The organism is Paenibacillus sp. FSL R5-0623 (assembly GCF_037974265.1).
Taxonomy (GTDB): domain Bacteria; phylum Bacillota; class Bacilli; order Paenibacillales; family Paenibacillaceae; genus Paenibacillus.
On record NZ_CP150233.1, the window covers coordinates 4,725,441 to 4,745,186 of the forward strand.

The 19,746-nt window shown below is 45.5% G+C and carries 15 protein-coding genes; all 15 read right to left on the reverse strand.

Annotated features, from left to right (window positions below):
- Positions 1-3: 3 nt before the first annotated feature.
- The 15 genes from murF to MKY92_RS20860 all read right to left on the reverse strand — a co-directional run bounded on the left by murF (position 4) and on the right by MKY92_RS20860 (position 19,704).
- Positions 4-1,416 (reverse strand): UDP-N-acetylmuramoyl-tripeptide--D-alanyl-D-alanine ligase, encoded by a 1,413-nt coding sequence (gene murF / locus MKY92_RS20790; protein WP_339301863.1) that lies wholly within the window; start codon positions 1,414-1,416, stop codon positions 4-6.
- The gene (locus MKY92_RS20795; RefSeq protein WP_339297476.1) at positions 1,416-2,903 is read right to left on the reverse strand and encodes a UDP-N-acetylmuramoyl-L-alanyl-D-glutamate--2,6-diaminopimelate ligase; all 1,488 of its coding nucleotides are present in this window, start codon (positions 2,901-2,903) and stop codon (positions 1,416-1,418) included. Before MKY92_RS20795 ends, murF begins: the two co-directional genes overlap by 1 nt.
- Before the next feature lie 140 nt (positions 2,904-3,043).
- Complete coding sequence (locus MKY92_RS20800) at positions 3,044-4,996, reverse strand: stage V sporulation protein D (protein WP_237174383.1); 1,953 nt, start codon at positions 4,994-4,996, stop codon at positions 3,044-3,046.
- A 94-nt stretch (positions 4,997-5,090) separates the two neighbouring features.
- On the reverse strand, positions 5,091-7,433 hold the full coding sequence (locus tag MKY92_RS20805; protein WP_339297477.1) for a penicillin-binding transpeptidase domain-containing protein: 2,343 nt from the start codon (positions 7,431-7,433) through the stop codon (positions 5,091-5,093).
- Positions 7,434-7,445: 12 nt separating this feature from the next.
- Entirely contained in the window at positions 7,446-7,874 is a 429-nt protein-coding gene (locus tag MKY92_RS20810; RefSeq protein ID WP_036674831.1) for a hypothetical protein, read from the reverse strand.
- Between the two features lie 27 nt (positions 7,875-7,901).
- Positions 7,902-8,852 (reverse strand): 16S rRNA (cytosine(1402)-N(4))-methyltransferase RsmH, encoded by a 951-nt coding sequence (gene rsmH, locus MKY92_RS20815; protein ID WP_339297478.1) that lies wholly within the window; start codon positions 8,850-8,852, stop codon positions 7,902-7,904.
- An 18-nt stretch (positions 8,853-8,870) separates the two neighbouring features.
- The gene (mraZ, locus tag MKY92_RS20820; RefSeq protein WP_017687291.1) at positions 8,871-9,308 is read right to left on the reverse strand and encodes a division/cell wall cluster transcriptional repressor MraZ; all 438 of its coding nucleotides are present in this window, start codon (positions 9,306-9,308) and stop codon (positions 8,871-8,873) included.
- A gap of 274 nt (positions 9,309-9,582) precedes the next feature.
- Positions 9,583-10,848, reverse strand: a complete 1,266-nt coding sequence (locus MKY92_RS20825; protein ID WP_339297479.1) for an adenosylhomocysteinase — start codon at positions 10,846-10,848, stop codon at positions 9,583-9,585.
- Between the two features lie 44 nt (positions 10,849-10,892).
- Positions 10,893-12,524 carry a bacillithiol biosynthesis cysteine-adding enzyme BshC gene (gene bshC / locus MKY92_RS20830; protein ID WP_339297480.1) on the reverse strand — a complete coding sequence of 544 codons (1,632 nt, stop codon included), beginning with the start codon at positions 12,522-12,524 and terminating at the stop codon, positions 10,893-10,895.
- 157 nt (positions 12,525-12,681) lie between these two features.
- Complete coding sequence (locus MKY92_RS20835; protein ID WP_036614890.1) at positions 12,682-14,451, reverse strand: ABC transporter ATP-binding protein; 1,770 nt, start codon at positions 14,449-14,451, stop codon at positions 12,682-12,684.
- A gap of 17 nt (positions 14,452-14,468) precedes the next feature.
- Positions 14,469-15,395: an ABC transporter permease gene (locus MKY92_RS20840; RefSeq protein ID WP_083657091.1), complete on the reverse strand. Its 927-nt coding sequence runs from the start codon at positions 15,393-15,395 to the stop codon at positions 14,469-14,471.
- 2 nt (positions 15,396-15,397) lie between these two features.
- Positions 15,398-16,330, reverse strand: a complete 933-nt coding sequence (locus MKY92_RS20845; RefSeq protein ID WP_036614893.1) for an ABC transporter permease — start codon at positions 16,328-16,330, stop codon at positions 15,398-15,400.
- 189 nt (positions 16,331-16,519) lie between these two features.
- Positions 16,520-18,217, reverse strand: coding sequence for a peptide ABC transporter substrate-binding protein (locus MKY92_RS20850; RefSeq protein ID WP_339297481.1), 1,698 nt, complete (start codon positions 18,215-18,217; stop codon positions 16,520-16,522).
- 153 nt (positions 18,218-18,370) lie between these two features.
- Positions 18,371-18,745, reverse strand: a complete 375-nt coding sequence (locus MKY92_RS20855; RefSeq protein ID WP_307416729.1) for a DUF3397 domain-containing protein — start codon at positions 18,743-18,745, stop codon at positions 18,371-18,373.
- The gene (locus MKY92_RS20860) at positions 18,745-19,704 is read right to left on the reverse strand and encodes a 2-dehydropantoate 2-reductase (RefSeq protein WP_339297482.1); all 960 of its coding nucleotides are present in this window, start codon (positions 19,702-19,704) and stop codon (positions 18,745-18,747) included. Before MKY92_RS20860 ends, MKY92_RS20855 begins: the two co-directional genes overlap by 1 nt.
- Between the last annotated feature and the right edge of the window lie 42 nt (positions 19,705-19,746).

The following is a 19,746-nucleotide window of genomic DNA, read 5'->3' on the forward strand; positions in this document are numbered from 1 at the left end:
CCTCTAGTCTACTCGATTCTGTAATGGTGCTATTTGTAGTGCTTCGACCACGTCCTCCAGCTTCATGCCTCTTGAGGCTTTGAACAAGACAACGTCTCTGGGATGTAGTTTCTCCAGTAGATAACGGGTCATTTCTTCTTTATCTATAAAAGCATGCACAGCCTCTGCCGGCATATGCTTTCTTGCTCCTTCAGCAATATGTGCTGATAGCGGGCCATATACGAGCACCATGTCCATTTTGGCAGAGGTAATATACTCACCAATTCCAAGATGCAGATCCTGCTCTTGAGGACCAAGTTCAAGCATATCACCAAGCACAGCCACTTTCATACGGTATCCTTTCAGACCTTCTAATACATCGATTGCGGCCTTCATGGAGGTTGGACTTGCATTGTATGCATCATTCAGCAGGGTTAGACCACTAACGCCTTGAGTAACCTCAATACGCATGCCTGTCAGTTTCAAGCGAGACAATCCCGCTGCAATCTGCTCCGTCGTCACTTTGAAATGACGAGCTACTGCCAAAGCAGCCAGACAGTTAACGACATTATGCGTTCCTAGCAGAGGTAGCGTAAATGCATGTTCTCCAGACTGTTTGGTGGTGAAAACTACGCCGTTCTGCGCATTCATAAGTCCGGTAGGATAGTCATCATTATCGGTTTGCAGACCAAATGTAAACCGCTGCAATCCCTCAGGTTGTTTCGTTGCGGGCTCTTCAAGGACTTGTGCAATTAAAGGCTCGTCTCCGTTGTATATCAGTAACCCGCCAGACTTCAATCCCGCGGCAATCTCGGCTTTGGCTCTGGCAATCTCCAATCTGGACCCCAGCTGAAGCAGATGAGATTCACCAATATTGGTTATAATCGCTACATCTGGCTGAGCAATAACCGACAATTCGTTAATTTCCCCGCGACCACTCATACCCATCTCCAAAATGATAATCTCGGTATCCGGGTCCATGCTTAGTACAGTCAGTGGTAAACCAATGTGATTATTAAAGTTGCCTTGCGTCTTATGCACTTTGAACGTCGTTGAGAGAATGGCATCAACGATGTCCTTTGTTGTTGTCTTGCCGTTGCTGCCTGTAATGCCAACAACAGCCGCTTTATTCTCCGTTAGATAAGCAGATGCGAGTGCTTGCAGTGCGACAAGTGTGTCGTCAACAACAATGACAGCTCCTTGTGGCGGAATACCATGATCCTTTTGCCAGATCGCGCCTGCAGCCCCCTTCTCTAGACAGGCTTGCACAAATTCGTGTCCGTCAAACCTTTCACCCACTAGAGGAATAAATAAACTGCCTTCCAGAGGTTTACGCGAATCGGTAAACACCCCTTCCACCATTACATTGCCATGAGCGGCAACGTCACTTAATGTTCCTCCACACATCTCGGCCAATTGTGCCAATGTTCTTTTTATCAATTGGATTTGCCCCTTATCGCTTCTTTGGCTATGATTCGGTCATCAAAATCGGTTTTGGTTGTGCCGATAATCTGATAGGTCTCGTGACCCTTGCCCGCAATCAATACTACATCGGCTGGGCTTGCCATTTCAATAGCTTCATGAATCGCCTGGCGTCGATCCACAATCATCGTATAACGTTCAGCAGGAACGGATTCTTCAATCAGGCCCTGTTCAATGTCTTTGAGAATCAGATCCGGATCTTCTGTCCGTGGATTATCGGAAGTAACCAGTACAAAATCACTATAATTCGCAGCAATTTTCCCCATGAGAGGGCGTTTGGTACGGTCCCTGTCACCACCACAACCAAACACGCAAATTACACGTCCTTCGGCAAATTCCTTCACCGTCCGCAGCACATTCTCCAGTCCATCCGGTGTATGGGCATAATCGACAATAACAGCAAATGGCTGTCCTTCGTCCACTCCTTCAACACGTCCATCCACGCCCGGAACCGTCTCCAGACTGCGCTTGATCTCTTCCAGCGGAATACCTTCCACCAGCGCTGCAGAAATTGCTGCCATTGCATTGTACACATTGAATTTGCCTACCATGCGCAATCGAATATCCGCGCTGCCTGCAAATGTATCCACGTGGAAAGAAGTTCCCTGAGACGTGATTGAGATTTGGGATGCGCGTACATCCGCCTTTTCACCCATGCCATATGTAATCACTTCAGCCGCAGTCACAGAGATGAAATAAGCCGCAGCCGGATCATCTACATTGATGACAGCGAATTTACGCTGTGTAACATCTTCCGTATAACCGTTACCCAGACGTGCAAAGAACAATCCTTTGGCCCCGCGATATTCCTCCATGGAATGGTGGTAGTCCAGATGATCCTGCGTCAGGTTAGTGAATACCGCAGTACGGAAATTTGTTCCCTTTACTCGCCCTTGTTCCAATGCATGAGAAGAAACTTCCATAACACAGCAGTCCGTACCCTTCTGAACCATATCGTGCAGACTACGCTGCAGATCAAGCGCCTCTGGTGTTGTTCCTGACATCGGGTAGGTGCGACCGTCATACCGCATTTGAATAGTACCGATCAATCCCGTCTTGCGTCCGTAATCACTCATGATTTTTTCAATCAAATAGGTGGTCGTTGTTTTTCCGTTCGTTCCCGTTACACCAATCATATTCATCTTCTGGCTTGGCGAGTCAAAAAAGAAATCTGCCAGAACAGCCATCGCAAACCGGCTGTCCTTCACCAGCAATTGTGGTACAGGCAGATCCAGCTGCCGTTCAACCACCAATGCGACTGCACCAGCATTTACAGCTTTTTCTGCATAATCATGACCATCTACCGTATGTCCCGGAAGACAGATAAACAGATCACCCGGTTTTACCTGCCGGGAATCTGTCTGAAGGTTTTGGCATTCTGTATTTGATTCGCCCACGAGGCGGGCGGTGGTCAGCATCGATGCAAATTGTTTTAAAAGCACATGAATAACCTCACTTTTCCAATTATACTTCTGTTTTAACATATGTCTGTATTTATTAATATCGTCAATACAACCCAATAATGAAACGCACCTGGATGAATTTTGTTGCGCCAGAAGCTTCAAACTACCCCTAAGCCCCGTTATTCATCCTTTGTGTGATCATGTGCATCGTTCAGTACATCCCCCATATAAATGCGGATGGTTGATCCCTGATCTACCCTCGCCCCAGGTTTAGGTGCCTGATTAATCACGTATTTACCACTGCCAGACTTCGCCAGCATAAAATTCATGTTCAGGTCTTCGTACAGATCTTCAACAGTAGCTCCTGTCAGGTCTGGGACTGTCACGATTTTGGTTTCACCATACTTGTATTCTTTTGCGACCTGATCCTTCCGAACAGGTACATTCATATAATGCAGTGCATCTTCAAGGATGTTCTGCACAATCGGGGCGGCAACCACACCTCCAAACTGAATTCCTTTGGGATTATCAACTGCGGTATAGACCACAATCTGTGGATCATCTGCTGGTGCAAATCCGATAAAAGATACGATATGCTCAGTCGAGGAATAACGTCCGTTGATAACCTTCTGGGCTGTACCTGTTTTGCCACCGACCCGGTATCCATCAATGAATGCCGGACGCCCGGTACCTTTTGCGACAACACTCTCGAGTGCTTCACGTACTTGTTTGGATGTATTCTCCGAGATCACCTGACGAACCAGTTCCGGCTTGGCTTCTTCCATAACTTCCCCTGTGACCGGATGGACCCACGCTTTCGTAACATAAGGCTTGTAAAGTTTCCCCCCATTGATGGCCGCTGACACAGCAGCTACTTGCTGAATGGGCGTTACCGATACACCTTGACCAAAAGCCGTTGTTGCAAGCTCGACAGGTCCCACTCTGGACAGTTTGAACAGAATTCCACTGGCTTCTCCGCTGAGGTCGATCCCTGTCTTGGTGCCAAAGCCGAAGTCTTTAATGTAGGAGAACAACGATTCTTTGCCCAGCCTCTGCCCCAAAGCCACAAAGCCCGGGTTACATGAGTTCTCCACAACTTGTAAGAATGTCTGACTTCCATGGCCGCCCTTTTTCCAGCAACGCAGACGGGCTCCACCCACCTCAACATATCCGGGATCAAAAAATTGATCCTGTTGCAGATTGACCTTTTTCTCTTCAAGCGCCGCCGCCAAGGTAATGATCTTAAATGTGGAGCCCGGTTCGTAGGTCATCCAGATCGGCAAATTCCGATTGTATATCTCCGCTGGATATTGCTGATAATCGGCAGGTTCGTATCCCGGCCTGCTGGACATCCCCAAGATTTCACCCGTTTTGGGATTCATCGCTATGGCCAATGCTGAGTTCGCCTGGAACTTCACCATGGCCTGATCCAGTTCTCTCTCCATGATGGACTGAATGGATTTATCAATGGTCAGCTTGAGGTTAAGGCCGTCCTTCGGTTCCACATACTTCTCGGATGAGCCCGGCATTAGCCTTCCGGCCGCATCGGACAAGTAGGACACACTGCCATTCAAACCATTCAGCTTATCATCATATTTCTTCTCGACACCTGTTAAGCCCTGATTGTCAATGCCCGTAAAACCAAGAATATGGGCAGCCAAATCGTCATAAGGATAAAAACGTTTATTGTCCTCAGCAACAACGATACCCGGAAGCTTCAAATCACGGATGCGCTGAGCTTTCTCCATCGTAATTTTGCGGCCGCCGGGTTGTAGTCGTACAATGAGTTCTCGTTTCTTGATGGTTGCCAGCACTTTTTCTTCCGTCATCCCAAGCAATGGAGCCAGCGCTTTAGCTGTCGATTCAGCTTCTTTAACCTGAGCCGGAATGGCCATAATGGTTGGTGTTGTCACATTATAGGCCAGAGAGGTTCCATTTCGATCCAGGATCTCCCCCCGCTTGGCTGAGTAAGGAATATTACGCCGCCAGGATTCTTCTGCTTTTGCTGACAATTCAGGGCCTTCCCCGAGCTGTACATAAGCAAGCCTGATCATCAGGGCCGAAAATAACAAAACTAAAATCATTAAACTCCATAGCAACCTGCGTCGCAGATTTACGCTTGATCCCTTCACGAAAAGATCCCCCCACTCGTCCCAAAATCATGACATTCGTTCCATTCATGAATATTCAGGACAACCGGGGGTTAGAACAAGCTGTCAGAGCTCCTTAAGGAAGCGAAGCTCCGTTTGTTGCTGGATCGTCAGAGGATTCGGATTCATTGGCAGGAGCTTTGTTGTTATCTGTTTCTTCTGTTCCGTCTGTTTCGTCGGTTTTAGCTTCTCCGGCCGAAGCCTCTTGTTCCTTCACTTCAGCTTCTGACGACGGATCAGAAGAGATCGGAGCCTCATCGGCTATACCTGTCACTGCAGCTTTGGCAGTTTGCAAGTTCAACTGTACAGTTCTCTGCTCACCTGCGACCTGCTCGGTTTGCTTCACAACATAGCCCTCACCCTTGACCGTAACCCCCACCTTCATGAGCGAAAGTACTTCAAGGGCATCACGGAGAGATTCACCTGTGAGATCGGGAATCTTCATCTTGCTGCTTTCTTCCGTTAGCAGATAGATTCGTTGGCCTGGATTCATAGAGGCGCCAGCAACCGGATACTGCCGAATTACGTTATCACCTTGACCAAGAGTCACATAAGCAATACCTGCGCTTAGAAGCTGGCTTCTGGCTTGTTTGGCTGTCTTGCCACTCAAGTCAGGCGCCTTGGCTTGCACGACAGAGACTTCTTTTGACTTTTTGTCAGGAGTTTTGGCTGTATCTTTGGGTATTCCCATGTATTGAAGAGTCTGGCTGACAATCTTTTTGAACACCGGGGCAGCTGCAGTTCCTCCCCCAATGTTGGTTCCATCCGGTTGGTCAATGACAACAAGTATAGCAATCTTCGGATTATTCACGGGCGCGAATCCAATAAACGATACAACGTCTTTTGACTTGCTGTATGCTCCGTTAACAACCTTTCTTGCTGTACCTGTCTTACCAGCTACACGGTAACCTTCAATATAGGCGTTACGACCGGTACCAATCGTTTGGTCTGCAACCACTTGTTCCAGATAACCACTCACCAGTTTGGAAGATTCCTTGGAAATCACCTGACGAACAACTTTGGGTTTGATCACTTCCGTTGTCCCATCATTCGGGTTCTTGATCTCCTTCACCAGATGTGGCTCCAGCAGTTTGCCGCCGTTAGCAATCGCAGAGATGGCTGCGACCTGTTGAATTGGTGTTACCTGTACAAGACCGTGACCATAAGCAGCGGTGGCAATCTCTGATTTGAAAACCAGTGGTTTAATTGGTGATGCCGCTTCATTCGGCAGATCAATGCCCGTCTTTTTCCCGAAACCGAATTCGTCTATGTAATGACGCAGACGTTCCCCGCCAAGCATGTTGTAACCCAGATTAACAAAAGCAATGTTACTGGAGCGTTTTACACCTTCAAGGTAGGATATTCGTCCGTAAGAATGACCGTTATCACTAATTGTATATCCGCCAATATAGGTCGGTTTCGATTCAAAACTTGCATTGGGATCAAAGAGTTTTTCTTCAACAGCCCCTGCTAGCGTAACTATTTTGAATGTACTACCTGGCTCATAGATGGATTGAGTAGCATGGTTGATAAAATTCTTTTGATCAGGTGTACTCCCATACGTATTCGGATTAAAGGTTGGCCAGTTCGCCATCCCTAGAATCTCCATTGTGTTTGGGTCCGCAGCAATGACCGTCATGCTCAGTGGATTATACTTGGCAATGGCTTCTTTCATTGCATCCTCAATGTAGAACTGGATCGTATCATCGATGGTCAGCGTAAGGTTCTTACCGTTCTGAGGTGGCAGATAGTTATCCTGTGAATCCGGAAGTTTAATGCCTTTGGCATCTTTCTGATAATTCAGATATCCATCTGTACCTGTCAGTGCTTCATCATATGAGACTTCAAGTCCATTGACAGCTTTCCCGTCACGGCTCATATATCCCAAGAGGTGAGAAGCAAGTGTTTCTTCAGGGTAAAAACGCTTCGACTCCTGAGCCATCACAATTGCATTACGCGCCTTATATTCATCTTGCAGTTCTTCACGCAATTCGTTGACTTGTGCCGCAAGTTCGGGACTTATTTTATATCCTTCACTGCGTACTTCACGCTGCTGAAAAAACTTACCATCTTCCTTTTTGGCTGTGACCAAAGCACGCATCTCACTCTCATTTTTCCCAAGCAGGGCAGAGAGCTTCTCCGTAACAACATCCTGAATTCCGAGTTCATTAATTAATAACGGATTAACAGAAACCGTATACGCAGGCGCATCAGTAGCTAAAATGTTACCATTTCGATCCGTAATCGTTCCACGTGCAGCTTTAATCGTCTGTTCCCGCTCTACCAAACCGGCTGCCCGTTCCTGCCATACACCGCCATTCACAACTTGAATGAAAAAGATTCGGGTTACGAGTACAAGAAAAAAGAGGGTAATACATCCCCCTATAAGCAACGTGCGCATCTTTATTCTTTTTATCATCGGAACACCTCTTTACTTACTGCTTGCTGTATTGGAGGACGACTCAGTACCAGTTGATTTCGTACTTGTTGAGCGAGGTACATAAATGACATCCTTACCGGAAGCTTCAACGTAACCCAGTTGTTTTGCATTTTCGATGACCTGGTTGTTCAATGTTTCTTTTTCCACCTGCAGGTCTGCAATCGTCTTTTCATACCCCTTGATATCCGAAATAGTGGACTGAGCCTGCTTGTTCAGATCATAGATATGAGCATAACGAGACATCAAGGCTCCTCCAACAAGGATAACTGCAACAAGGGTAATCAGATACAAAATCTTCTCACGTGCCGGAAGCCCCGTACGACGGGTCACCACTTTGGTGGTTTCTTTGTATCGTTGCTGGGTCACACGTTCCTGGGACGCTTTTTCTTTTACAGCGAGATTACCACGTGTATATGCCATACTCCGATTCTCTCCTCCACTCTTGATCTACAATTTCTCGGCTACGCGCAGCTTGGCTGAACGAGCACGTGAATTCTCGGTCAATTCCGTTTCCGTTGGAATCAACGGTTTTCTGTTAACTAAACGCAGGGTCCCCTTGCCGCCGCATACACACAACGGAAAATCGGGTGGACATGTACATTTTTCCAGATAACTGCTGAAAATCTGTTTACATATCCGATCCTCAAGGGAGTGGAAGGTAATAACAGATACACGTCCTCCTGGTGCCAGACAACGAACAGCCTGATGCAAGCCTTCTTCAAAGGCACCCAACTCATCGTTGACGGCAATGCGTAATGCCTGGAAGCTGCGTTTGGCAGGATGTCCACCAGTACGTCGAGCTGCCGCCGGGATGCCTTCCTTGATCAGTTCCACGAGTTCACCTGTCGTCTCAATGGTAGACTGCGCTCGTTTTCCGACGATAACACGGGCAATTCTTCTTGAAAACTTCTCTTCACCATAGCGATACAAAATTCGAGCAATCTCTTCTTCTGGCCAATCATTCACAATCTCTTTGGCCGTCAGCATTGCATCCTGGTCCATTCGCATATCGAGCGGAGCATCGTGATTGTAACTGAATCCACGTTCTCCTTCATCAAATTGTGGAGATGACACACCCAAGTCGTACAAAATACCGTCGACCTGTGGCACACCATCCATCATTGGTACATCCAGATCCTTGAGTACCTGTTCCAGATCCCGAAAATTGGTTTTCACCAATGTTACACGTTCTCCATAAGCTGCGAGCTTCTCACGAGCATTGTCCAAAGCCCAATCATCCTGATCAAGTGCGATCAGACGTCCCCCTGGACCAAGCTTGGAAGCAATCACGGAGCTATGTCCGCCACCGCCTAAAGTGCAGTCCACGTATATACCGTCCTGCTTGATGTTTAATCCCTCTGTTGCCTCTTCTTTGAGTACGGTTATGTGGTGAAACAACCTGCACCCCTCCTGACTTTATAAATCAAAATTAAAATCGACCAGCTTTTCGGCAATGTCGTTGAATGCTTCTTCGGATTGATTGAAATAACTCTCCCATATGCCTTTGCTCCAAATCTCCACCCGGTTCGACACGCCAAGAACAACACAATCCTTGTCCAGCTTGGCATACTCTCTTAAATTGCCCGGCAGATTTACCCTGCCCTGTTTGTCCAGTTCACATTCGGTTGCACCCGAGAAAAAAAACCGGGTAAACGCACGTGCATCAGATTTCATCAATGGCAGTGCTTTGAGCTTCTGTTCCATGACCCCCCACTCCTCCATGGGGTACACGAAAAGACACTGGTCCAAACCCCGTGTGACAACGAAAGACGGTCCCAGAGATTCGCGGAATTTAGCCGGAATGATAACCCGACCCTTATCATCAATGCTATGTTGGAACTCCCCCATAAACATTGGCCCACTCACTCCTCACCCGTTTCTCCCACTTTGCCCCACTTTCCACCACCTAAGCATAATAGATTCGCACAAAAAAATCAAAACCCTTCTTGCATGACTTGATTTTTTAATTTTTCAGCATAAAAAAAACGTCCTTGATCCTGTCACTCAGGATCAAAGACGCTTCCCTTAAACGGGCAATCGTATGTATACCCGCACATGAGCCATATCATCAATAAACCATTCTATACCTATTGAACCATTTCATCAGCTTGTAATTATTGGATAGTGCTTAAAATTTCCAGCTATCCAGGTATTTCTCTTGCTCAGCTGACAAGGAGTCGATGCCAATATTCAGGCTTTCAAGTTTATAGCTGGCAACCTGCTGGTCAATATCATAAGGTACATTAACAACGTTTTTACCCAAGTTTTCATAATTCTCACTTACATAACGCAGACCAAGCGCCTGCAGAGCAAACGTCGTATCCATAATTTCGGCAGGGTGACCATCTGCTGCACCCAGGTTCACAAGACGACCTTCTGCAAGAAGGTACATTTTACGACCGTCTTTGAAACGATATTCCTCAATGTTGCGACGAACTGTGCGAATCGATTCCGAACGTTTAGCCAGTTCAGGTTTATTCACTTCAACATCAAAGTGACCCGCATTACTCAGGATCGCTCCGTCCTTCATCACATCGTAATGCTCACCTGTGATAACATCCTTATTGCCTGTAACTGCGATAAAGAAATCGCCCAATTTGGCGGCTTCCACCATCGTCATGACCCGGAATCCGTCCATGTGTGCTTCTACCGCTTTGATTGGATCGATCTCGGTTACGATCACATTCGCACCAAGACCTTTGGCGCGCATCGCTACACCTTTACCACACCAGCCATAACCTGCTACCACTACGTTTTTACCAGCGATAACCAGATTGGTTGTACGAATAATCCCGTCGAATGCAGATTGTCCCGTACCGTAGCGATTGTCAAACAGATACTTGCAGTATGCGTCATTAACCGCAACCATCGGAAACTTCATTTGGCCTTCTTTCGCCAATGCTTTCAAACGAATAATACCCGTTGTCGTTTCTTCTGCTCCTCCGCGAATGGTTGCTGCGAGGTCAGGGCGCTCGGATGCAATAATGGTTGCAAAGTCTCCACCATCATCAATAATGAGATCAGGCTTCACCTCAAGCGCACGCAGTTGCAATGATTTGAATTCCGCAGGCTCCGGATTGTACTTCGCATACACCGTAACGCCGTCTTCCACCAATGCTGCGCAAACATCATCTTGTGTAGACAATGGGTTACTGTGCGTAATTGTTACTTCTGCACCACCCGCTTGGATCACTTTTGCTAAGTAAGCTGTTTTCGCTTCCAGATGAAGACAAATGGCAACCTTCAAACCTTTGAAGGGCAGATCCTGTTCGAACTGGCGACGAATGCGGTTCAGTACCGGCATATGCGCTTCTACCCAATCAATTTTCAGGTGACCCTCTGAAGCGAGTCCCATATCTTTAACAATACTGTTTTGCAACGCAGGTGTAGTCATTTCATATCCTCCTCATTTATGTGTTTCTTCTATTATAAAGGGCTCTAGAGTGCAATGACCTTGTGCTCTCCAAGGAATTCGCTTGAGGCCTTAATCAGTTCATCGATCCACTCGGTGCCATAACGATTCAGGTAAAAGAGTGCATTATGTACTCGTTCCTGTGGTTTGCCCGTTGGGAATAAGGAGTTCTGAATGCCGTTCCAGTGCCTTAGACTCACGTTATGTTTATCTTCGATAGCTTTGTGAGTCTGCTGTTTCAGATACTGCATCTGCTCGTTAATTTTATTCAAATTGGTATCGCCAATTCGTTCCAGCCCCGGATGAATCTCCGCGATCTCATCAAGCAACGGTCCATACAGATCAAGAAACGCTTCCTGAACCTTGTCAAACTGTTCATCTACCTGGAACGTCTCCTGCTGTGCGAGCCACTGCTCTTTCTTTTCTTCCATATGATATTGAACATCCTGAAAAGAAAGTCCATATTGTTTCATATGTTTGTGATGAATATCTTCCATAATGGTGAAAGACAACCGCGGCAACAAAATGGGCATTTGCAGGCCGAACTGACGGAATGCTTCCCGAGTCAAACCCCAATATGCAATTTCACCTTGCCCCAAAATAACAGCGGCTACAGGCAACACGGAATCTTGCATTAATGGTCGTGTCAATACGTTGTTACTGAAGCGCTCCGGATGTTCTCCCAGTTCCTGAAGCAAACGTTCCTCTGTGAAAGAAACCAAACCTTTGCGATCACTATATAAACCGTCCTTCAACAACAAGAGTAGACGCGTACCTTCATGAATGTAGAACAGATTGGCTCCATCCTCTGCTACTTCGGCAGGCATAGCATAACCAGCTTGTTGTACCAGCGAAGCACCTTGTGTGTATGCGTTGCGCAGCACTGCATTTTTTCGTATCAACCGCTCAAACACGGGCTGTTCCAACCTGCGTAAATCTGGATCCGATGCATCCATTAGAACAAGTCCACTACTGGCAAACAAGGCAGATATCATGCGGGCAAATGCATCACTCAGATTCGAACTGGATTGATGGATCTCTGTGATGCATTTCATCAGTCCTGGTTTATGTATCGTATCAGGTAAAAGATGTTCCACCTGTTCGAGTACATTCACCCACTGCTGCGAATCCACATGAACATTACTCACAGAATCCCTTCCTGCGAATCGTCCTTGTAACTTGACCTTCTTCATGTCTCCCTGATGATCAGGCAGATACGTGTGGTTAACCTCATCCCAGTCATGGTCTTCACCGGCAATCCAGAATACTGGGACTACCGGGCGTTGCAGTTTTTCTTCCGCTTCACGCGCAGCTGCCACTACACTGGCAGCTTTGTATATGACGAACAGTGGTCCGGTGAGCAGACCGCTCTGCTGTCCTCCTGTAACCACTAGTGCATCTTGTTCTGCAAGACGTGTGATGGACGCATGAACCTCTCCATGGTCGTTTACCCGCTTATTATATATACGTAAATACTCTGCCAGATCACGACGATCAATACGTGTGTTTTCCGATTGGTCCAGCCACTCGGCACGCGCCTGAAGTCCTGATTCCCAGCGAATGTCATACTCGTAAAGGCCACGCGCAGCATCTCTTGAACAGATATAATCTTCTGCAAGTCTTGATCCGCTGCGGAGTGCCTCGGTAATACCGTTCATGAGGTCTGCCTCCTATTCTGCTTCAAAGAGCCTTTCTTGATTGTACCGAATTCAAGGCCGCTTCGTCAAAAGAAAGTGATTAAAATACGAAAAAAACCGCCGAACGAGTCGGCGGCATTTAATAGATCAATAATAGCATATCGCTTTAGTATTCCAATTATACGTAAGGTTCTGCAACCCAGTGACCTTTGGAAACCTCAATCAATTGAGAATTTTCCAGGTTGTACGGATCATTTGCAGGACCGCCAGATCCATTCTGAATCGGGCTCATATGCTCTTCTGGCAGCAAGATGCGACGTTTGTTCGCTTCCACTTCCGGATCAGGTACAGGGATCGCGGAAAGCAATGTTTTGGTGTAAGGGTGGACAGGGTTCGCATATAGTTCTTCACTTTCTGCGAGCTCAACCACTTTACCCATGTACATTACAGCTACACGGTCACTGATATGTTTAACCATTGACAAGTCATGCGCAATAAACAGGTATGTCAAGCCGAGACGTTGCTGAAGTTCTTCAAGCAATTTAACGACCTGTGCCTGAATGGATACATCCAGTGCAGACAATGGCTCATCACAGATGATGAATTTAGGGTCTACAGCAAGCGCACGCGCAATCCCGATCCGTTGTCTTTGACCACCGGAGAATTCATGTGGATAACGAAGTGCATGACTTGGATTCAAACCTACCAGATCAAGCAGTTCCTCCACTCGTCTCTTGCGCTCTTTAGAGCTGGAAGCCAGACCATGAATATCGAGGGACTCCCCGATAATATCCATAACATTGAAACGCGGGTTAAGAGATGCATATGGATCTTGGAAAATCATCTGCATATCTTTACGCATTTCTTTCATTTTACGCGGGGACAACTTGTAGATATCCGTTCCGTTGAAGTTAACATTTCCGCCAGTTGGCTCATAAAGACGCAGAATGGTACGACCTGTTGTGGATTTACCACAGCCAGACTCGCCTACAACACCAAGTGTTTCACCTTCAAAGATATCAAAGCTTACGTCATTGACCGCTTTGAGAATGTTACCTTTACCCAAATTAAAGTACTGTTTCAAGTTTTTCACTTGTACCAGAGGCTTATTGCTACCTTTGATAATACCAGCCGGAGCTGGTTTTTCCTTTTTGGGCTCGTCCAGACGAGGCAAAGCATTCAGCAATTTAATGGTGTATGGATGTTGAGGGTTACTAAAGATTTCAGCAGTTGTTCCTGTTTCAACAACTTCGCCTTCCTTCATAACAACAACACGGTCACACATACCCGCTACGACACCAAGGTCATGCGTAATCAGCATGATCGATGTTCCCAGCTTTTGCTGCATGTCTTTCATGACATCCAGAATTTGAGCCTGAATTGTAACGTCAAGTGCAGTTGTCGGCTCATCCGCAATCAGAAGGGATGGACGACATGCAAGCGCGATCGCAATCATGGCACGCTGACGCATACCACCAGAGAATTGGTGAGGATAATGATTCATGCGAATAGCCGCATTTTTAATACCTACAAGTTCAAGCATCTCCAAAGCCGCTTTATTCGCCGCTTGTTTGGACATGTTCTGATGCTTGCGCAATACTTCAGTAATTTGTTTACCAATTTTAATGGTAGGATTCAATGAAGTCATTGGATCTTGGAAGATCATGCCGATATCTTTACCACGAATCGCTTCCATTTGTTTGTCTGTCTTATTCAGCAGGTCTTGCCCGTGAAAAGTAATTTCTCCGCTTTTGACCTTCGAAGGCGGGGAGGGAATCAATTTCATGATGGTTTGGGCGGTAACACTCTTACCACTACCCGATTCACCTACGATCCCCAGCGTCTCTCCTTTACCAAGTTCAAAACTCACATGTTTAACGGCATCAAATTCACCAGAACGTGTTGAGAACGACACACTCAGGTCTTTGACAGTTAAAATCGGCTCCATAATCCCACCTCCTGTTTCTATTTACGTAATTTCGGATCGAGTGCGTCACGCAGACCGTCTCCGAGCAAGTTAAATGCAAGCATTGTAAGAACCATCAGACCTGCTGGGAACCACATCCGCCACGGGAATAGCGTCCAGCCTGTAAGTGCATCATTGATCATAGAACCAAGTGAAGATCTTGGTGCTGATACACCCAATCCAAGGAAGCTCAGGAACGCTTCAGCAAAGATTGCATTTGGAATGGACAACGTCAATGTTACAAGAATCGGTCCAATTGCATTGGGCAGCAAATGACGGAACAATTGACGCCCTGTGCTTGCTCCCATGGACCTTGCAGCAAGAATAAAGTCTCTGTTTTTGAGTTGCATAATTTCACCACGCACAATCCATGACATGCTGATCCAGCCTGTGATGGTGAGGGCAATGATAATCGTTGTCAGACTTGGTTCCAGTACAACCAGCAACAAAATTACAACAAGCATGTACGGCAAGGAGTAGAGGATTTCGGAAAACTTGTTCATAATTCCATCTACACGTCCACCGTAGAAACCCATGATCGCTCCATAAATAACCCCGATAACAAGGTCAATCAAGGCTGCGGCCAAACCTACAGTAAGGGATACACGTGCTCCTACCCAAGTTCTTACCCACACGTCACGACCAAGCTCGTCCGTACCGAACCAGTGCTCCGCACTCGGCGCTGCATTGGCATTCAACAAATCATTGGAATAATAATTATAACTTGTAAACAAAGAAGTTGGACCAATCAAAGAGAAAATCACGACAAGAACCAATACACCCAGACTTATCATAGCAGCCTTATTGGTTGCAAGTCTGTACATGGCATCTTTAAAAAGGGATACACTTTCTTGCGGTTTAACCGCTGCCTGACTAGTCAGGTTCGTGTTCGCCGTTTCATTCTTTTTATTATTCGTGCCAGACAACGTTATGCCCCCTTCCGGCTTTCCAGCTTAATTCTAGGATCAATCAGCACGTAAGCGATATCCGTAAAGAAACGAGCCAACATCAGGAGGATACCATAGAAAATTGTAATCCCCATGATCATAGTGTAATCACGGTTTGTGATACTCTCTACGAATACTTTACCAATTCCCCCGATGTTAAAGATCTGTTCAATTACAACGGAACCTGTGATGATATTCGCTGTCATTGGACCAACATAAGTTACTACTGGTAGAATACCGTTTCTTACAACGTGTTTGAACATAATTGCAGGCCATTTCAGACCTTTGGCTTTAGCTGTTTTGATATAATCTGCATGTAAAACTTCAAGCATGCTCGAACGCGTCAAACGAGCGATAAAAGCAATTGGAGATGCAGATAACGCTGCAACCGGAAGAACGTAATCCAATGGACCATCAAAGCCCATAACGTTAAACCAGCCTAATTTAGTAGCAAAGAGATACTGCAGTAGTGACGCAAGCAAGAAGCTCGGAACAGCTATCCCTATGACAGCCAGGATCATCGTGATATCATCAATGAGTTTACGATGGTAAACTGCAGCAATAAGCCCCAGCAGAACACCCACGATAATGGAGATAACAATTGCAAACACTCCAAGCTTCAACGAAGCGGTGAATGTTTCGCCGATCATTCCGGCTACATCTCGATTGAGATATTTCATTGAGACTCCGAAATCTCCCTTAATGATTCCACCCATATACTTCAGGTATTGTTCATACATCGGTTTGTCCAATCCATACTTCTGTTCCAGCAAGACCCGAATTTCAGGCGATACTTTTTTCTCGGATGTAAAAGGGTCACCCGGAATAGCCTTCATCAGGAAGAAGGTTGCAGATGCGAGTATGAAAAGCGATAGCAGCATAAATAATAGTTTTTTCAACACATACTTAACCAACCCTTGCACACCTCCACAAACAATATTTTGTATACAAATCGATTGTAGAATTAGACAGAAATAAAGTCCAATCCATTTATCGGAAATTTCAAGAATTATAAGGAAAATCGGTGCACATACAAAAAATCGGGATATATATGGAATTCCACATATATATCCCGAAGTATTCATATTAGACTTCAGAACAACTTATTTCTCTTCCAGATATGCACGAGTGTAGTCAATAGCTCCACTGAAATCAAGTTGTACGCCTTTCAGGTAAGGCTTAGTCAAAGATACGTTAGTGTAATAATAGATTGGCATAACGCCCATTTCATCTTGAATCAGGATTTTCTCAGCGTCAGCAAATGCAGCCATACGTGCAGCTGGATCAGCAGATTTTACAGTTTCTTTAACATCTTTGTCATACTGTTCGTTGCTGAATTTGGAATCATTGTTTGTGTTTCCAGTAGTCCACATTTCCAAGAAGTTGTATGGATCGTTGTAGTCAGCAGACCAACCTGCACGAGCTACTTGGAAGTTTTGGTTTTGACGGTTCTCAAGGAATACGCCCCACTCTTGGTTTTCTGTTTTCACATCAACACCAAGATTTTGTTTCCACATGTCAGCAACCGCCAAAGCGATTTTTGCGTGGCCATCACTAGTGTTGTAGATCAACGTAACAGCTGGCAATGTTGTGTAACCTTCTTCTTTCATACCTTCAGCAAGCAATGCTTTAGCTTCTTCAACATTTTCTGTGAAGTAATCGTCTTTGTGCTCGTCACGGAATTCGCCGTTTTCACCACGGATACCTGGAGGTACAAAGCCAAATGCTGGAATTTGTCCACCTTGTGTAACTTTGTCAACAATCAACTGACGCTGAATTGCCATTGCAAATGCTTTACGGATTTTAACGTTGTTAAATGGTGCTTCGTTTACGTTGAACTGATAGTAGTACGTACTTGCAATACCAGTAGCTTTGAACTCGTCCGGCAATTCCGCTTTTACAGAAGGAATTTGGTCGGATGGAATTTCACCGTTAGGTGCACCAGTGTAGTCCAATTGTCCTGATTTGTAAGCTTGCAGTTCGGAAGCACTGCTGTTTGTCAGAGACATATCGATTTGAGCCAATTTGATATCGGCAGCTGCATGGTAACCATCGTTTTTCTTCACAACAATTTTTTGACCTTTAGAGTATTGATCCATTACAAATGGTCCGTTAACGATCATGTTTTTGTAGTCTGTGAAGAATTTGTCATTGGTGTCAGCAGATGCATGTACTGGGTAGTACGTGTAGAATGCTGTCAGACCCAAGAAGTAAGGTGTTGGGTTTTCCAACGTTACTTCCAATGTGTGCTCATCAGTAGCTTTAACGCCTACTTGTGAGAAATCTGTGACTTTAGTACCTTTGTATGTTTCATCTTTGCTGAGGTTGTAACCTTCAGCGCCTTTAATATAGTACAATTGGTATGCATATGGAGAAGCTGTTTCCGGTTTCAAAGCACGTTCCCAAGAACGAACAAAGTCTTCGGCAGTGATTGCATCACCGTTGCTCCATTTAGCTTCCGGGTTCAGGTTGAAAACATATTTCAAACCATCTTCGGAAATTTTCCAGTCTTTAGCTACGCCAGCTTGTTCTTTACCATCAGCATCGATGCGTACAAGACCTTCATACAAGAATTTCAGAACTGTGTTGGTTTGGCTGTCTTTTGCTTGAGCCGGGTCCAACGTAGGAGGTTCAGCTGACAGGTTGATTTTCAGAATTTGATCTTTAGCAAGACCATTTCCTTCGCTTGCAGAACCAGTATCGGTGTTACCTGTGCCTTCGTTTTTCGATCCGCACGCTGCAAGTACGGTACCGAACGCCAAAATCAGCGTCAAAAGGACTAATAGACTTTTCCTTTTCATCTAACACGTTCCCCCTAAATTGATATGGTTTATATGTTTATAGATTATACAACCACCGGTCAAAAAAATCTACATTACTTTTTCAGAAAGTAATGTTTTTTTCAGTTTTCGACAAAATCGACACATTTTTCGCCTCTTTTGCGTTATGTAACCTTACATCTGTTTCATGAAGTATCTAAATAATCCAAATAAAGTAAACAAAATATACCCGAAACTCATAATGATGAAGGCCATGCGCCATACGGCCCGGAACATTCTTCCCCCATCGACCTTCCCCTTTAGTCGATTTTGCGCACCTCCGATGAATCCAAGTGCTAGTAGTATGAGTAATAGTGTCAGATAAAAACCAAAATTCGAATCAAATGTTAAGTTGAATAACGCCGATACTGAAAAAACAAGAAAAAAAGTGGTTACATCCATTGCCATCCGCATGGCGTTCCGTTTGTCTTTTTTCCACACATACATTCCCCAATAAACAAGAAAGAACGGAAAAAAGGGCAATATGCTCAACACAATAAAAAGTCCCATTAATTCACTCCTTCCGGTTGCATTCCTTCAATCAGATGAAGCAGTATTTCATGTGTAGGTGCAACAAGGTTCAACTTCTGTGCCATTCTTACAATATGACCGTTGATTGACCTCACTTCTGTACCACGTCCAGCGAGAACATCTGCAAGCATGGAGGAAGTATTCGTGGCAGTAGAACGACAGACCGATATCAATTGATCCCACATATCCTGATCCAAACATATTCCACTTGCAGAGTAGATTAACAATACTTCATCATATAACTGGCGCATTAGCCTCTTTCGTTCTTCCTTGACGATCAATTCTCCATTAGGGATTCGCCATAGTGCTGTAAGCGGGTTAATGACTGCATTAATCAATAGTTTCCTGTATATCAGCTTATCGATTTCATTCGACACTGTACAGTCAAATCCTGCCTGCTGCAACGATCCCGACAGAGTAAATGTTCTCTTCTCCTCTATAGAGGTAGAAGCTACTAAATGTATGTTGCACCTCCCCAGTCTGGTTTCACCTATACCTGCACGAGTCACCTGACTTTGTGTACGCTTAGCACCTTCTGTTGTAATCGCACTACACAGAAGCGATTTTGGCAAAGCTGCTTGAAGTTTTGCCAGATGGCCCATCCCATTCTGAAAACACGCGATATTCACCACATGATCTTGTAATGGGCTAATCTCATGAATGAAATCATCAATACTTGTCTGCTTAACCATGAGCAGTAACCATTCTCCTGGTTTGTTCTTCCATGTGTTAGTCAGCTCACTTACTGGTTTCGCCTGTATTTGATCCGGTAGAATATGTATCTCCTCATCTTGTTCCACAATGGTTACTCCATCATGGTTGAGGAGGTCTGCCTGAGCAGTTGTTCTCGTCCAAAATCTGACCTGGTTACCTGACGCCAGCAGTTTCCCACCATACAAAAGACCAAGTGCCCCCGCTCCTACGATGTCAATGATCATATGATGCACTCCTCTCCGCTTCATTAGTTGCTCTTCTATTAT

Excerpts from the sequence above, each read along its gene's own strand:
- MKY92_RS20805 (WP_339297477.1), bottom strand. The coding sequence starts at position 7,433 with ATGATAAAAAGAATAAAGATGCGCACGTTGCTTATAGGGGGATGTATT.
- MKY92_RS20810 (WP_036674831.1), bottom strand. The coding sequence starts at position 7,874 with ATGGCATATACACGTGGTAATCTCGCTGTAAAAGAAAAAGCGTCCCAG.
- mraZ (WP_017687291.1), bottom strand. The coding sequence starts at position 9,308 with ATGTTTATGGGGGAGTTCCAACATAGCATTGATGATAAGGGTCGGGTT.
- MKY92_RS20825 (WP_339297479.1), bottom strand. The coding sequence starts at position 10,848 with ATGACTACACCTGCGTTGCAAAACAGTATTGTTAAAGATATGGGACTC.
- bshC (WP_339297480.1), bottom strand. The coding sequence starts at position 12,524 with ATGAACGGTATTACCGAGGCACTCCGCAGCGGATCAAGACTTGCAGAA.
- MKY92_RS20835 (WP_036614890.1), bottom strand. The coding sequence starts at position 14,451 with ATGGAGCCGATTTTAACTGTCAAAGACCTGAGTGTGTCGTTCTCAACA.
- MKY92_RS20850 (WP_339297481.1), bottom strand. The coding sequence starts at position 18,217 with ATGAAAAGGAAAAGTCTATTAGTCCTTTTGACGCTGATTTTGGCGTTC.
- MKY92_RS20855 (WP_307416729.1), bottom strand. The coding sequence starts at position 18,745 with ATGGGACTTTTTATTGTGTTGAGCATATTGCCCTTTTTTCCGTTCTTT.
- MKY92_RS20860 (WP_339297482.1), bottom strand. The coding sequence starts at position 19,704 with ATGATCATTGACATCGTAGGAGCGGGGGCACTTGGTCTTTTGTATGGT.